The 13,517-nt window shown below is 71.8% G+C and carries 15 protein-coding genes; 8 read left to right on the forward strand and 7 right to left on the reverse strand.

Annotation, left to right across the window (positions count from 1 at the left end; all coding sequences use genetic code 11):
* Positions 1-143: 143 nt before the first annotated feature.
* Positions 144-1,013, reverse strand: a complete 870-nt coding sequence (locus tag ACWH95_RS03025; protein ID WP_136044847.1) for a sugar phosphate isomerase/epimerase family protein — start codon at positions 1,011-1,013, stop codon at positions 144-146.
* A 186-nt stretch (positions 1,014-1,199) separates the two neighbouring features.
* On the opposite strand from ACWH95_RS03025, the gene ACWH95_RS03030 reads away from it, so the two are divergent.
* Positions 1,200-2,201: a LacI family DNA-binding transcriptional regulator gene (locus ACWH95_RS03030; RefSeq protein ID WP_136044848.1), complete on the forward strand. Its 1,002-nt coding sequence runs from the start codon at positions 1,200-1,202 to the stop codon at positions 2,199-2,201.
* A 129-nt stretch (positions 2,202-2,330) separates the two neighbouring features.
* On the opposite strand, the gene ACWH95_RS03035 is transcribed toward ACWH95_RS03030, so the two are convergent.
* From ACWH95_RS03035 to ACWH95_RS03045, 3 genes are read right to left on the reverse strand one after another with little or no spacing between them, the layout of a single operon-like run.
* Positions 2,331-2,750: an RbsD/FucU family protein gene (locus tag ACWH95_RS03035; protein WP_247637838.1), complete on the reverse strand. Its 420-nt coding sequence runs from the start codon at positions 2,748-2,750 to the stop codon at positions 2,331-2,333.
* A 16-nt stretch (positions 2,751-2,766) separates the two neighbouring features.
* A complete protein-coding gene (locus ACWH95_RS03040; protein WP_247637839.1) occupies positions 2,767-3,732 on the reverse strand; it encodes an aldo/keto reductase in 966 nt (321 codons plus the stop codon).
* Positions 3,719-5,014 (reverse strand): L-fuconate dehydratase, encoded by a 1,296-nt coding sequence (locus ACWH95_RS03045; protein ID WP_247637840.1) that lies wholly within the window; start codon positions 5,012-5,014, stop codon positions 3,719-3,721. Before ACWH95_RS03045 ends, ACWH95_RS03040 begins: the two co-directional genes overlap by 14 nt.
* A 122-nt stretch (positions 5,015-5,136) precedes the next feature.
* Here ACWH95_RS03045 and ACWH95_RS03050 point away from each other — a divergent pair, with 122 nt between their 5' ends.
* Both ACWH95_RS03050 and ACWH95_RS03055 read left to right on the forward strand, forming a co-directional pair.
* Entirely contained in the window at positions 5,137-5,997 is an 861-nt protein-coding gene (locus ACWH95_RS03050) for a fumarylacetoacetate hydrolase family protein (RefSeq protein WP_247637841.1), read from the forward strand.
* The gene (locus ACWH95_RS03055; protein ID WP_136029462.1) at positions 5,979-6,746 is read left to right on the forward strand and encodes an SDR family NAD(P)-dependent oxidoreductase; all 768 of its coding nucleotides are present in this window, start codon (positions 5,979-5,981) and stop codon (positions 6,744-6,746) included. Before ACWH95_RS03050 ends, ACWH95_RS03055 begins: the two co-directional genes overlap by 19 nt.
* A gap of 166 nt (positions 6,747-6,912) precedes the next feature.
* On the opposite strand, the gene ACWH95_RS03060 is transcribed toward ACWH95_RS03055, so the two are convergent.
* Positions 6,913-7,803: an amidohydrolase family protein gene (locus ACWH95_RS03060; protein WP_454120142.1), complete on the reverse strand. Its 891-nt coding sequence runs from the start codon at positions 7,801-7,803 to the stop codon at positions 6,913-6,915.
* A 47-nt stretch (positions 7,804-7,850) separates the two neighbouring features.
* On the opposite strand from ACWH95_RS03060, the gene ACWH95_RS03065 reads away from it, so the two are divergent.
* The gene (locus ACWH95_RS03065; protein WP_136029458.1) at positions 7,851-8,528 is read left to right on the forward strand and encodes a FadR/GntR family transcriptional regulator; all 678 of its coding nucleotides are present in this window, start codon (positions 7,851-7,853) and stop codon (positions 8,526-8,528) included.
* 30 nt (positions 8,529-8,558) lie between these two features.
* On the opposite strand, the gene ACWH95_RS03070 is transcribed toward ACWH95_RS03065, so the two are convergent.
* Positions 8,559-9,221, reverse strand: a complete 663-nt coding sequence (locus ACWH95_RS03070) for a transaldolase family protein (RefSeq protein WP_168442788.1) — start codon at positions 9,219-9,221, stop codon at positions 8,559-8,561.
* Between the two features lie 118 nt (positions 9,222-9,339).
* On the opposite strand from ACWH95_RS03070, the gene ACWH95_RS03075 reads away from it, so the two are divergent.
* The 4 genes from ACWH95_RS03075 to ACWH95_RS03090 are packed head-to-tail and all read left to right on the forward strand — an operon-like array spanning position 9,340 to position 12,619.
* Positions 9,340-10,302, forward strand: coding sequence for a ribokinase (locus tag ACWH95_RS03075; protein WP_454120144.1), 963 nt, complete (start codon positions 9,340-9,342; stop codon positions 10,300-10,302).
* Positions 10,303-10,318: 16 nt separating this feature from the next.
* Positions 10,319-10,723 carry a D-ribose pyranase gene (rbsD, locus tag ACWH95_RS03080; protein WP_454120145.1) on the forward strand — a complete coding sequence of 135 codons (405 nt, stop codon included), beginning with the start codon at positions 10,319-10,321 and terminating at the stop codon, positions 10,721-10,723.
* Entirely contained in the window at positions 10,723-11,535 is an 813-nt protein-coding gene (locus tag ACWH95_RS03085; RefSeq protein ID WP_247982289.1) for a GntR family transcriptional regulator, read from the forward strand. The genes rbsD and ACWH95_RS03085 overlap by 1 nt, the downstream gene beginning before the upstream one ends.
* 25 nt (positions 11,536-11,560) lie before the next feature.
* A complete protein-coding gene (locus tag ACWH95_RS03090; protein WP_136029448.1) occupies positions 11,561-12,619 on the forward strand; it encodes a PLP-dependent cysteine synthase family protein in 1,059 nt (352 codons plus the stop codon).
* A gap of 16 nt (positions 12,620-12,635) precedes the next feature.
* On the opposite strand, the gene ACWH95_RS03095 is transcribed toward ACWH95_RS03090, so the two are convergent.
* Positions 12,636-13,505, reverse strand: a complete 870-nt coding sequence (locus ACWH95_RS03095; RefSeq protein WP_454120146.1) for an FHA domain-containing protein — start codon at positions 13,503-13,505, stop codon at positions 12,636-12,638.
* Between the last annotated feature and the right edge of the window lie 12 nt (positions 13,506-13,517).

Consider the following 13,517-nt stretch of genomic DNA (forward strand, 5'->3'; position numbering starts at 1 on the left):
CCGCCGTAAACATCGGATCAATTCTGCGTCCTGCACCCGGGCTGGTGCAAGTTGTATCTAAATGTATCTAAAGATCATTCGATCGGGAAGACCTGTAATAACATCTTGATCTCGACCGAGGATCCCGTCGCCGCTGACCCGGCTCAGTGCAGCCGAATCGAGTCGACCGCGACGAGCTTGTCGCGGATATAGGCGTTGGCGTGCGCGCCGAGCTCGTCGTTGTCGGTCCAGAGGTTGCGCCAGATGCCCAGCATGCGACTGAGGTCGGGAGCGACCACCGCCGACGAGAACGACTCGAAGACGATCGGCCCGTCGTAGCCGATGCGGCCGAGCGCCTTGAAGAACGTGTCGAAGTCGACCGTGCCGGTGCCCAGATACCCGCGGTGGCTCTCGCCGATGTGCACGTACCGCAGCGCCGGAGCCGCGTCGAGCACCGGGGCGAACATGTCCGACTCCTCGATGTTCATGTGGTACGTGTCCAGGTGCACGCCGAGGTTCGGGCGGTCCACCTCCGCCAGGTACGCCAGGGCCTGCCGCGCGGTGTTGAGCACGTTGGTCTCATAGCGGTTCACCACCTCGAGCGACACCGAGACCCCGCGCTCGGCGGCGTGGTCGGCGACCCGGGCGATCGTGCGACGGCTCGACGCGAGCCCCTCCGGTGTCACCGGGTCCATGTACTTCTGCATGGCGCTGTAGATCACGCCGCAGAAGTGGGTCCCGCCCAGCTCGGCCAGCACGTCGACCGCGCGCAGCAGCAGCGCCTCACCGGCCGCGACCACATCCGGGTCGGAGCTCGTGACGTCGGTCTCCGCGGAGAGCCCGAGGGAGGCACTGACCGCGAGACCGTGCTCGGCGAGGGCGCCCTTCGCCGCCGCGACGTCGAACGTGAACGGGTCCATCAGCGGGAACTCGATCAGGTCGAACCCGGCCTGCTTCGTCTTCTCCACCGCGAGGCGGATGCCGTCGGCGTCGAAGGTTCCGGTCCAGACGAGTCCGTGACAGCCGATGTTCATGAGACCTCTCCCGGCGGGTGTGCGGCACCGTCGCCGTCCGGACTTGGCACGTTCCAATTCCGGGTTCGACACACGTTAGGTCCGACGACGACGGCCTGTCAAGAACTTTCTTGGCACGTTCCAATCCCTCGGCTAGCCTGGTGTCGCCGCCGGGGTCGCCTCGGCCCGTATCGACGAAGGAGACCGATGCCCGCCAGCGTGAAAGACGTGGCCGCCCTCGCCGGCGTCTCCTCCTCGACGGTCTCCAACTACCTCAACCACCCCCACGTGCTCGGGGAGGGCAGCCGGGAGAAGGTGCGGGCGGCCATCGAGCAGCTGGGCTTCGTGCCGAACGAATCGGCGCGGCAGCTGCGGGCGGGGTCGAGCAAGGCCCTGGCGCTGATCCTCCTCGACGCCTGGCTGCCGTACTTCCACGAGCTGTCCCGCGGTGTCGACGACGTGGCACGCGAGGGCGGCTGGTCGCTCTTCTTCAGCAACAGCGACCGGGATGCCGACCGCGAGCAGCGCAACATCGACATGTTCGAGGCGCATCGGGTGCAGGGCATCGTCATCTACCCGCTCGGCGACGTGGTGCCGCGCCTGGAGCGACTCGCCGATCGCGGCATCCGCTCCGTCGTGGTCGGGCCGATCCGCGAATCCGCCACCGTCGCCTCCGTGCTGTTCGACGACCGCGCGGGCGGACGGCTCGCCGGCGAGCACCTCGTCGACCTCGGGCGGCGGCGCATCCTCTTCCTGGGCAACCCCGCGGTGACCGAGTCGAACGACCGCCTGGCGGGACTGCGTGACGCCACGGCGGGCACGGGCGCGGAGGTCGAGGTGCGGGAGGTCGGGCACCTCGCCACCGAGGACGGACTGACCGCGGGCGCGGAGATCGTGGCGCAACCCGCGGACGAACGGCCCGACGCGATCTTCGCCGCGAACGACATGGTGGCGCTCGGCGTGCTGACACAGCTGCTGCGGCACGGCATCCGCGTGCCGGAGGACATCGCGCTGGTCGGCTTCGACGACGTGGCCGAGGCGCACCAGAGCGTCGTGCCGCTCACGAGCGTCCGCCAGCCCGGCTACGAGATCGGTCGCGCGGCCGGTGCAGCGCTGCTGGCTCAGCTCGCCGACCCCGCGGCTCCCCCGCCCGCGACCCCGCCGTTCCCCGCCGAGCTCATCATCCGCGAATCCACCCGCGGCCGCTGACCCGCATCACACCGCACGCACCGTGGGCGCCGGATCCGGGTCACACCTCCGGAGAAGGGGCGCGTCCGGCGCCGGTAGCGCGCGGGAGGCCGGGTGTCCCCGCTGTTCCCCTGAGTCATGAACCGATCGTCAGGCGGAGGGGTGGCCGACGACGCCCTTGCGGAGCAGGGCGTTGCCGTACTTGCGGGTCTCGCCCGTGCGCACCAGGAGATACGCGTCCTTCGCGACGCCGTAGTAGGCGAAGCGCTCCACGAACCGGGTCGTGTCGACCGCCGTGCCCGCCGCGTCCATGAGCTCGCGCTGCACGTCGAGCACCTCCCCGTCGGCTGACGCCATCAGGTCGAGGCCGGGCGCATCGTCGAGGGGCAGCACCGTGCGGATCGCCGCGACGACCTCGGGCGTCGTCGTGCCGGGGAGGTCGACCACCCGGGCGCCCAGCCCCCACGCGGGGAAGTGCGCATCGGCGACGACCACGGCGTCGGAGTGCCCCATGCGGTCGAGGTGCAGCAGCAGTTCGCCGGTCAGCAGCGGGTGGATTCCTTCGAGCACGACGGCTCCTCTCGGGTCAGGCGGGGATGAGACCCTCGGCGGCGAGGTTCTCCCACAGTGCAGACGGGATCTCCCGCGCAGCGTACTCGGCGTTCTGCGTCAGCTGTGCGGGGCGACTGCCGCCCACGACCACCGAGCGCACCACGTCGGACTGCAGCGGGAACTGGATCGCGGCCGCGGGCAGCGGCACCCCGTGGTCGGCGCACACCGCGGCGATGCGCACCAGCCGGTCCCACAGCTCGTCGGGCAGCTGCCCGTACTCGTAGCGTCCGTCGCGCCGCGGCTCGTTCGACGCGAGCAGCCCGGAGTTGAACACCGAGGCCGCCACGATGCCGGTCGAGGTCTCGCGGCACGCCGGCAGCACGTCGACCGCGGCGGGCTGTTCGAGCAGCGTGTACCGCCCGGCGACCATGACGAGGTCGAGGTCCGCGGCCCGCACCGACGCGGCGAGCGCCTCCGACACCATCGAGCCGATGCCGATCGCGGTCACCTCGCCGTCCGCACGCACCTGCTCCAGCGCGGGGAGGGCCTCCGCCAGCGCGAGGTCGAGGTCGTGGCGCTCGGGGTCGTGCAGGTAGAGCAGGTCGATGCGCTCGATGCCGAGGCGTTCGCGCGACTCGTCGAGGCTCGTGCGGATGCCCTCCGCCGAGAAGTCCCACACGCGCTGCAGGTCGTCGGGCACGTGGAAGTCGTTCGCGGTGTCGAGACCGCCCGCGTGGTCGGGGTTGGGGCGCAGCAGCCGTCCGACCTTGGTGGACAGCACGTACTCGTCGCGGGGCTTCGTGCGCAGGAAGGCGCCGAGACGACGCTCGGACAGCCCGAGCCCGTAGTGCGGCGCGGTGTCGTAGAAGCGGATGCCGCTCTCCCACGCCGCGTCCAGCACGGCCCAGGCGTCGTCGTCGGACAGCTCCCGGAACAGGTTGCCGACGTTCGCGGCACCGTAGCCGAGCGTCGGGACGGCCAGGCGGTCAGGCACCGACATGCGCACCCGTCCAGGTGTACTCGGCGATGCTGTCGGCCTTCATCTCCATGCCGGTACCGGGCGCGGTGGGCGCCATGTACGAGCCGCCCTGGATGTCGGTCGGCACGACGAAGTGCTCGTGCAGGTGGTCGACGAACTCGATCAGCCGGCCCTCGCGCGTGCCCGAGACGGCGACGAAGTCGAACATCGACAGGTGCTGCACGGCCTCGCACAGCCCGACGCCGCCGGCGTGCGGGCAGACCGGCACGTCGAACTTCGCGGCGAGCAGCAGGTTCGCGATGTTCTCGTTGACCCCGGCCACGCGCACGGCGTCGATCTGCATGACGGAGATCGCGTCGGCCTGCAGCAGCTGCTTGAAGATCATGCGGTTCTGCGCGTGCTCGCCGGTGGCGACGCGGATGGGCGCCACCCCGCGGGCGATCTCGGCGTGCCCGAGGATGTCGTCGGGGCTCGTGGGCTCCTCGATCCAGGCGGGGTGGAACTCGGCGAGGGCGTTCACCCACTCGATCGCCTCCGATACCTCCCAGCGCTGGTTGGCATCGATCGCGATCGGGAAGTCGGGGCCGCAGACCTCGCGCGCCTTGCGGAAGCGGCGGATGTCGTCCTGCAGGTCGGCGCCGACCTTGAGCTTGATCTGCGTGAAGCCGTCGGCCATCGCCTCGCGCGCCAGGCGTTCGAGCTTCTCGTCGGAGTAGCCCAGCCACCCCGGGCTGGTGGTGTAGCCGGGGTAGCCGGTGGCGAGCAGCTGCTGCTCCCGCTCGGCGCGACCGGGCTCGGCGGCGCGGAGGATGTCCAGCGCCTCGTCGCGGGTGAGGGCGTTGGTGAGGTAGCGGAAGTCGACCAGGTCGACCAGCTCCTCCGGCGTCATCCGGGCGAGGAGCTGCCACAGCGGCAGGCCCGCGCGCTTGGCCTTGATATCCCACAGCGCGTTGATCACGGCGCCGATGGCCATGTGCATGACGCCCTTCTCCGGCCCGAGCCAGCGCAGCTGCGAGTCGCCGATGATCTCGCGGAAGGTGCCGCCCATGTCGTCGAGCAGCGGCTCGAGCTCCCGGCCGACCAGGTGCCCCGCGAGGGCGTCGATCGCAGCCACCTGCACGTCGTTGCCCCGTCCGATCGTGAACACGAACGCGTGCCCCTCGATGTCGTCCTCCGCATCCGTGCGCACGATGACGTACGCGGCGGAGTAGTCGGGGTCGGGGTTCATCGCGTCCGACCCGTCCAGGCTCAGGGACGTAGGGAAGCGGATGTCGGTGGTGTCGAGGGCGACGATACGGCTCACGGGATTCCTCTCCATGCACGGGACTTCTTCCGTGCGGATCCCTTGGAGTGTAAACATCCGATGTCTATACTGTCAACGAGACCGGCCGCCGCAGAGCGGCTTCCCGAACGATCAGGAGAATCATGAAGTTCGCGCGGCTCGGCACCCCTGGGGCGGAGATCCCCGTCCTCGTGGAGGGTGACCGCTACCTCGACCTCCGCCCACTGACATCCGATGTCAACGGCGACTTCCTCGCCGGAGACGTCGCCGCCCGCGTCGCCGCCGCGCGCGACGCCGGAGAGCTCCCCGAGCTGCCCGACGCTGCGGGGATGCGCGTCGGCGCCCCCATCGCCCGCCCCAGCGCGGTCATCTGCATCGGCATGAACTACGCCGCGCACGCGGCCGAGTCCGGCTCCGAGCCGCCGACCATCCCGATCATCTTCCTCAAGACCCCGAACACCGTGGTCGGCCCGAACGACACCGTCACGATTCCGCGCGGCAGCGAGAAGACCGACTGGGAGGTCGAGCTCGGCATCGTGATCGGCGCCCGCGCCGCCTACCTCGACTCCCCCGACGAGGCGATGGCGCACGTCGCCGGCTTCGTCGCCGCGAACGACGTGTCGGAGCGCGACTTCCAGATGGCGGTGTCGGGCGGGCAGTGGTCGAAGGGCAAGATCGCGTTCGGCTTCAACCCCACCGGACCGTGGCTGGTCACGCCCGACGAGGTGGACCACCGGGCCCTCGGCCTCCGCAGCTTCGTCAACGGCGAGCCGCGGCAGGACTCGAACACGAGCGACATGATCTTCCCCGTCGAGCAGATCGTGCACCACCTGTCGCAGTACGTGACGCTGGAGCCCGGCGACCTGATCCTCACCGGCACCCCGCAGGGCGTGGCCCTGTCGGGCAAGTACCCCTATCTCGCCCCGGGCGACGTGGTGGAGATCGAGATCGACGGCCTCGGCCGGCAGCGACAGGAGTTCGTGGCATGGGAGGCGCAGAAGTGAGCGGAACGATGGACGGCCTGGTGGCGATCGTCACGGGCGGAGCCTCCGGCATCGGCGCGGCGATCGCCCGCCGACTGCACGACGACGGCGCCACGATCGCCGTGCTCGACCGTGACACGACGAACGCCGACGAGAGCTTCGCCGCGTTCACGGCCGACGTGTCCGACCGCGCGAGCGTCGACGCGGCCGTGGCCGCGGTCGCCGAGCGCTTCGGCCGCATCGACATCGTGGTCAACAACGCCGGCATCGGCGCGCAGGGCGACATCGCCGCGAACGACGACGACGAGTGGGCGCGCGTGCTCTCGATCAACGTGACCGGCATCGCCCGCGTGACCTCGGCGGCACTGCCGTGGCTGCGGAAGTCGCCCGCCGCCGCCGTGTGCAACACCGCGTCGATCGCCTCCACCACCGGCCTCCCGCAGCGCGCGCTCTACTCCGCGTCGAAGGGCGCCGTGTCGGCCCTCACCCGCGCGATGGCCGCCGATCACCTGCGCGAGGGCATCCGCGTCAACGCCGTGAACCCCGGCACCGCCGACACCCCCTGGGTCGGGCGGCTGCTCGACTCCGCCGCCGACCCCGAGGCCGAGCGCGCCGCCCTCGAAGCACGACAGCCCCACGGACGGCTCGTCAGCCCGGACGAGGTCGCCGCGGCCGTCGCCTACCTGGTGGGACCGGGCGCGGGCTCGACCACGGGCACGTTCCTCGAGGTGGACGGCGGGATGGCGCAGCTGCGGCTCCGCCCCGAGTGACCTCGCACCCTCCTCGACGAGAGGGCCCGGCGACTCCCTGAGCCGCCGGGCCCTTTCGCGTGTGGGCTGCCGTGCGGAGTCGGTGCGGGATCGAAAACGTGCCGCGCAGGGGCTTCGGGGGGGGACATATCGCACGCGCACCGCGCGACGGGATGGGGCGGGGGGGTCAGAGGCGGTAGAACGCGGCGGCGGTGTCGTGGAAGAGGGCGGTCCGGTCGATGCCGCGGGAGTCCGCCCACGTCGAGACCGCGTCGGCCCAGCGGCTGCGGGCGGTCGGCTGATACGTCGACGGGGCGTCCGAGGCGGCGTCCGTGCGGGCCGGGCCGACCGCGGAGACCGGCCAGTCGGTACCCCACATCAGGCGCTCCGGCCCGAAGACGTCGGCCGCGGTGTCCAGGAACGGCTCGAGCTGCGCGAGGCTCCAGTCACCACCCGCCTCCGCCGGAAGGCCCGACACCTTGCAGTACACCTGCGGGTGGCGTGCGAGCTCGGCGAGGTCACGCTCCCACTCCGCGGTCGGGGCCAGCGGAGCGTGCGCGGTGCCGACCGCGGGCTTGCCGAGGTGATCCAGCACCATGCGCAGCTCGGGGATCGCGGCGGACAGCCGCGCGACGTCGGGCAGCTGCCACGACCGCACGCACGCGTCGAACGCCCAGCCGTGGGCCGCGACCTCTCGCGCGCCCGTCACGAACGCGGACGACAGCGCCACCGCATCCGGCTCGTCCTGCAGGATGTGCCGCACGCCCACCACCAGCGGCTCCGCCGTGAGGCTCTCCAGGTGCACGGTCGTGTCGGTGCCGCGGTCGAGTCGGGCACCCGCGACGATGCCGACCACCCCGAGCCGCTCGGCCTGTCCCGCGACCCACCGCACCTCGTCGAGCTCGTCGTCGACCGCGGTGCCCGCCTGCACGAAGATCGCGCGCTCCTCGGTCGACCCGTCGATGCGGGCGCTCTCGATCTCCTCCGCGGCGAACCGCCCGGCGAGGGGCCCCTCCAGCCACGAGTAGGTCAGAACCTCCGGGTCCCACAGGTGCAGGTGCGAGTCGAGGGTGCGCATGCCCCCATCCTGCCGTAGACATCCGATCACTGTGCAAGGATGACGCCATGGCTGTCACTGACGAGGCGATCGAGAAGATCAAGGCGATGATCGTGTCGGGCGAACTGGCGCCCGGCGATCGCCTGCCCCCGGAGAAGGAGCTGTCCGAACGACTCGGGCTCTCGCGCAACTCGATGCGCGAGGCGGTCAAGGCGCTCGAGGTGATCCGCGTGCTCGACGTGCGCCGCGGCGACGGCACCTACGTCACGAGCCTGGAGCCGCATCTGCTGCTCGAGGCGATCGCGTTCGTGGTCGACATGCACGACGACGACTCGATGCTGGAGATGTTCGCGGTGCGGCGGATGCTCGAGTCGCAGGCGACCGGGCTCGCCGCGACGCTCGGCAGCGAGGAGGCGATCGCGGCCGTGCAGGAGGAGGTCGCCGGCATCGACGCCGGCGTGAGCATCGAGGAGCTCGTCGACCACGACATCCGCTTCCACCGCGACATCGTGGCGATGGCGGGCAACGCCTATCTGGCCAGCCTGATCGAGCACCTGAGCAGCCAGACCGTGCGGGCTCGCGTGTGGCGAGGGCTCACCGAGGGCGGCGCGGTCGAGCGCACGCTGTCGGAGCACCGCGCGATCGCCGACGCCATCGCCCAGCGCGACTCCGCTCTCGCCACGTCGCTCGCCACGGCCCACATCGCGGGCGTGGAGCGCTGGCTGCGGCAGGCCGCGACCGCCTGAGCCGCACCGCGACGGAGCGAGCGGGGCGGGTCAGGCTCCCAGGCGCACCATGGCCGCGTCGAACTCGGCGGCGGAGGCGTCGCTGACCGGGTTGGACAGCACCTGGTCGAGCACGTCGGGGGCGGCGGTGAAGTAAGGCACGCCGGCGCGTCGGAGGCCGACCAGATCCTCCGCCGACCGCAGCGACGCGGCGAGCACGTTCGAGTCGGTCCCCGCGCACATCTCCTGCATCCGCGCGATCACGACCTCGCCGTCGACGCCCGCGTCGCGCATCCGGCCGAGGTAGGGCGCGAGGTACCGGGCGCCGATCGCGGCGCCCGCGAGGGCCTGCGCCACGGAGTACACGGCCGTGACGAGCACGGTCGCCCCGTCGCGCACGAGGGCGGACGCGGCCGCGAAGCCGTCGGGCGTGGCGGGGACCTTCACCGCGACCCGGTCGCCCAGCGCCCGGATGCCCTCGGCGTTGCGCAGGAAGGAGGCGGTGTCGCCACCCCAGGTCTGGAAGAACACCTCGCGGGCACCCTCCTCGACCCATCGGGCGTAGAGGTCGGGGATCTCCGCGGCGGTGCGGCCGCCCCGTTCGAGGATCGTGGGGTTGGTGGTGACCCCGTAGACCACGCCCGCGGCGAGCAGCCGGGAGACGCGGTCGACGTCGGCGCTGTCGACGTACAGGCGGGGCGCGATCGGGGTCATCGGGGTCTCCTCGCGGGAACCTGTCGTTACAGGTTCGGTTTCGGCTAATGTAATGACAGCTCCGAGCCTAGTCAACGCCACCGGAGCGCCCGCGCTGTCGAGGAGGATCAGGAGCGAGATGACACCCGCACACCCCGGTGACCGCACCGGCGTCGTCATCGTCGGCAGCGTCACGGCCGACGTCACCACCTTCTCCGGTCGGCTGCCGGCCCGCGGCGAGACCATCCTGGGCGACGAGTTCACGCTCATGCTCGGCGGCAAGGGGGCGAATCAGGCGGTCGCGGCCGGACGCTCCGGTGCACGCACGAGCTTCGTCGGCTGCGTGGGAGACGACCTGTTCCACGACCTCGTGGTGGACGGGCTCACGGCCGCCGGCGTCGACCTCACCCACCTGCGCACGGTCCCCGGCCCCACGGGCATCGCGCACATCCGCGTCGACGCGTCGGCGCAGAACGACATCGTGATGGTGCCGCTCGCGAACGCCGCGCTCAGCACCGCGCAGATCGACGAGGCGCTCACCGCCCTCGCCCCCACCACCTCCGTCCTGCTGACCCAGCTGGAGACGCCGTCGGCGCTGACCGCCCACATCACGGCGCGTGGCCGGGAGCACGGCATGACCGTGATCCTCGACCCCGCCCCCGCCACGGAGCTCCCGCCCGCCCTCTGGCGCAGCATCGACATCGTCACGCCCAACGAGACCGAGGCGTCGCTCATCAGCGGCATCGAGGTGACCGACGCGGCGTCGGCCGAGCGCGCGGGCCGCTGGTTCCTCGCCCAGGGCGTGGGCGCCGCGGTCGTCACGCTCGCCGGACAGGGGTCGTGCGTGGTCACCGCGGAGGGCGCCACGGTCGTCCCGCCGTTCCCCGTCGAGGCCGTCGACACCACGGCCGCGGGCGACGCCTACGCGGGCTACCTCGGTGCCGCCCTCGCGAGCGGCAGCACCCTCACCGACGCCGTGCGCCTGGCGACCGCCGCCGGCGCCCTCGCCGTCACGAAGCAGGGCGCGTCGCCGAGCCTTCCGCACCGCGCCGAGGTCGACGCGTTCCTCACCGAGCGCGACACCGCCCCCGTCGCGAACTGACCAGCCAGGAGCACCGATGCGCAAGACGTCCACCACGATCAACCCCGCCCTGTCCCGGGTGATCAGCGAGACCGGCCACACCGACACGATCGTCGTGACCGACGCCGGCCTTCCCATCCCCCCGGGGTCGGAGCGCATCGACCTGGCCTACCGCCCGGGCGCCCCCGCCTTCCTCGACGTGCTCGACACCGTGCTCGCCGAGCTCGTGGTGGAGGGCGCCACGGTATCCGCGGAGGTCGCGGAGAAGAGCCCGGAGGTGCTGGATGCCCTGCGCGAGCGCTTCGCCGGGATGGGCTTCGAGATCGACCTGGTGCCGCACGTCGAGTTCAAGCAGCGCACCCGCACGGCACGGGCGTTCGTGCGCTCCGGCGAGTTCACCCCGTATGCGAACGTGATCCTGCACGCGGGGGTGGCGTACTGATGACCACCGTCGAGGACGCGATCGACCGCCACTCCGCCGCCCCCATGTACGACCAGCTGCGGCAGCTGATCATCGACGGTATCGCCCGCGACGGCCTGCAGCCCGGCGACCCGCTGCCCGGCGAGCACCGCCTGTGCGAGCGCTACGGCATCTCGCGCACGGTCGTGCGCCAGGCGCTCGCGCAGCTCGAGCACGAGGGGCTGGTCGAGCGGGTGAAGGGCAAGGGCACGTTCGTCTCCCGCCCGCGCACGAGCGAGAGCCTGGTGCACACCCTCGTCGGCCTGTACGACGACGTGGAGCGTCGCGGCGGGCACGTGCACAGCGACGTGCTGCGGCACGAGCAGACCGTGGCCGACGAGGAGGTCGCGCTGGCGCTGGAAGTGCCGGTCGGGTCGCCCGTGGTGGCGCTCGAGCGGCTGCGGCACGTCGACGGGGAGCCCTGGTCGCTGTCGACCACGTGGATGCCCGAGGCCGTCGGCGGGGTCACGCTCGGCGCCGACCTGACCGAGGCGTCGCTGTACCGGCTGCTGGCGATGCACGGCATCGTGGCGACGCACGGCGTGCGCTCGGCGGAGGCGACCGTCGCCACGCACGAGCAGGCGCAGCACCTGGGCGTCAGCGCCGGCTCGGCCCTGCTCCGGCTGCGCAGCGTCAGCCGCAGCGAGGACGGCACGCCCATCGAGTACTTCATCGCCTACCACCGCGGCGACCGTTCGCGCTTCGAGTTCCAGTTGCAGCAGGAGCAGTCGCAGGCGTCGCTGCTGCACGTCGACGGCGACGGCGGGGCCTCGCCCGCGGGTACCGTCGGCTGAGGGCAGCCCCACTACGCTCGAAGACATGAGCGACTGGACCAGCACCGCGATCGCCCTGCTGGAAGCCGACGCGAACCGCAGCGCCGACACGCACCTGCACCTGTTCCCGCTGCCGGCCGAGTGGGGCATCGACCTGTACCTGAAGGACGAGTCGGTGCACCCGACGGGCTCGCTCAAGCACCGGCTGGCGCGGTCGCTGCTGCTGTACGGGCTGGTGAACGGGCGCATCCGCGAGGACACGACGCTGGTGGAGTCGTCGAGCGGGTCGACCGCCGTGTCCGAGGCGTACTTCGCGCGGATGCTCGGTCTGCCGTTCATCACCGTGGTACCCCGGTCGACCGTGCAGGAGAAGATCGACCTGATCGAGTTCTACGGCGGGACCTGTCACTTCGTGGACCGCGCAGAGGACATGTCGCCGGAGGCCCAGCGCCTGGCGTCGGTGTGCGGCGGCCACTACCTCGACCAGTTCACGTTCGCGGAGCGCGCGACCGACTGGCGCGGCAACAACAACATCGCGGAGAGCGTGTTCAGCCAGCTCGCCCAGGAGCGGCATCCGATCCCGCGGTGGATCGTCATGGGTGCGGGCACCGGCGGCACGAGCGCGACCTTCGGCCGCTACGTGCGCTACCGCCGGCACGACACCCGGATCGCCGTGGTCGACCCCGAGGGCTCCGCCTTCTACGACGGCTGGGCCGGGACCGTCGACCCGCCCGCCGGGCGCCCGAGCCGCATCGAGGGCATCGGCCGCCCCCGCGTGGAGGCATCCTTCGTCCCGACCGTGATCGACGAGATGATCCAGGTGCCCGACGCGGGCTCGATCGCCGCGATCCGCCTGCTGCGCGAGCGCACGCTGCACTGGGCGGGCGGCTCCACCGGCACCAACCTCTCCGGTGCGTTCCAGCTCATCGCTCGCATGCGAGCCGCGGGTGAGACCGGCAGCGTCGTGACCCTCATCTGCGACAGCGGCGTGCGCTACGCCAACACCTACTACTCCGACGAGTGGGTCGCGCAGCAGGGGTGGGACCTCGCCCCGCACCGCGCCCGCCTGGAGCACTTCCTCGCGACCGGGGTCTGGGCGGACTGATGCTCGCGGTGCCGGGTCAGCCGAGCTCGCCGGAGCCGTAGGGTCGCACCGGCTGCTGCTTCTGGAACTCGTATTCCCCGCCCTGGCGCCCGCCGAACGGACGACCGTGGTCGGCGAACTCCTCCCGGTAGTAGGCGAGGCGCCAGGTGCCCAGCTCGATCCGCGAGCCCGTGCGGAGGATGCGCGCGCCGTCCGAGCTGTGCGGCAGGTTCGGCCACCCGCCGCCGGTGGGGGCGTGCGGGTACAGCACGTACTCGTCGTCCTCGTTGTGCCGGATCTCGGCGTGCACCGCTTCGAGTCCGTCGAGCCGCAGATCGGCGTCGGGACTCGAGCCGATCACGGTCCGGTCGGGCAGCAGGTCGAACTCGCGCGGACGACTGCGGTCCCAGTCGCCCGAGCCGACCGAGAAGATCAGGCGCGGGCGTCCCGAGCCGGGCAGGTAGTGCGTCGTGGTCACGCGGCGGCGGACGTGGCGCACCACGGTGGGCACGAGCGGGAACAGCGTGCCGGGCGGGATGGAGAGCAGCGAGCCGCCGCCGCGGTCGCGGTCGCGGCGCTGCAGTTCCGTCAGCAACGTGGTGAGGTGGCCGAGCCGGATGTGCGGTGATCCCGCGACCGCGCGACCCACGGGTCCCGACCGCACGTCGCCGAACTCCACCAGGGTGCCGCGCGGTCCCTCCACCCGCACCCGGATGCCGCGGCGCGCGAGGCCGTCCGCGACGGGGGCGAGCTGCGCGAGGTCGCGGCGACCCATGCCGCCGAGGGTGGACGTGTCCGCGATCGTGATGACGACCTCGCGTCCCGCCGCGTGCACGGTGAACCGCGTGGGGGTGTCGTCGTCCGGGCCGCGGTGCTCGACCTCCAGGTCGATGTCGAGGCGGATCATGGCCGTATCCGC

Source organism: Microbacterium sp. NPDC055502, from assembly GCF_053643635.1.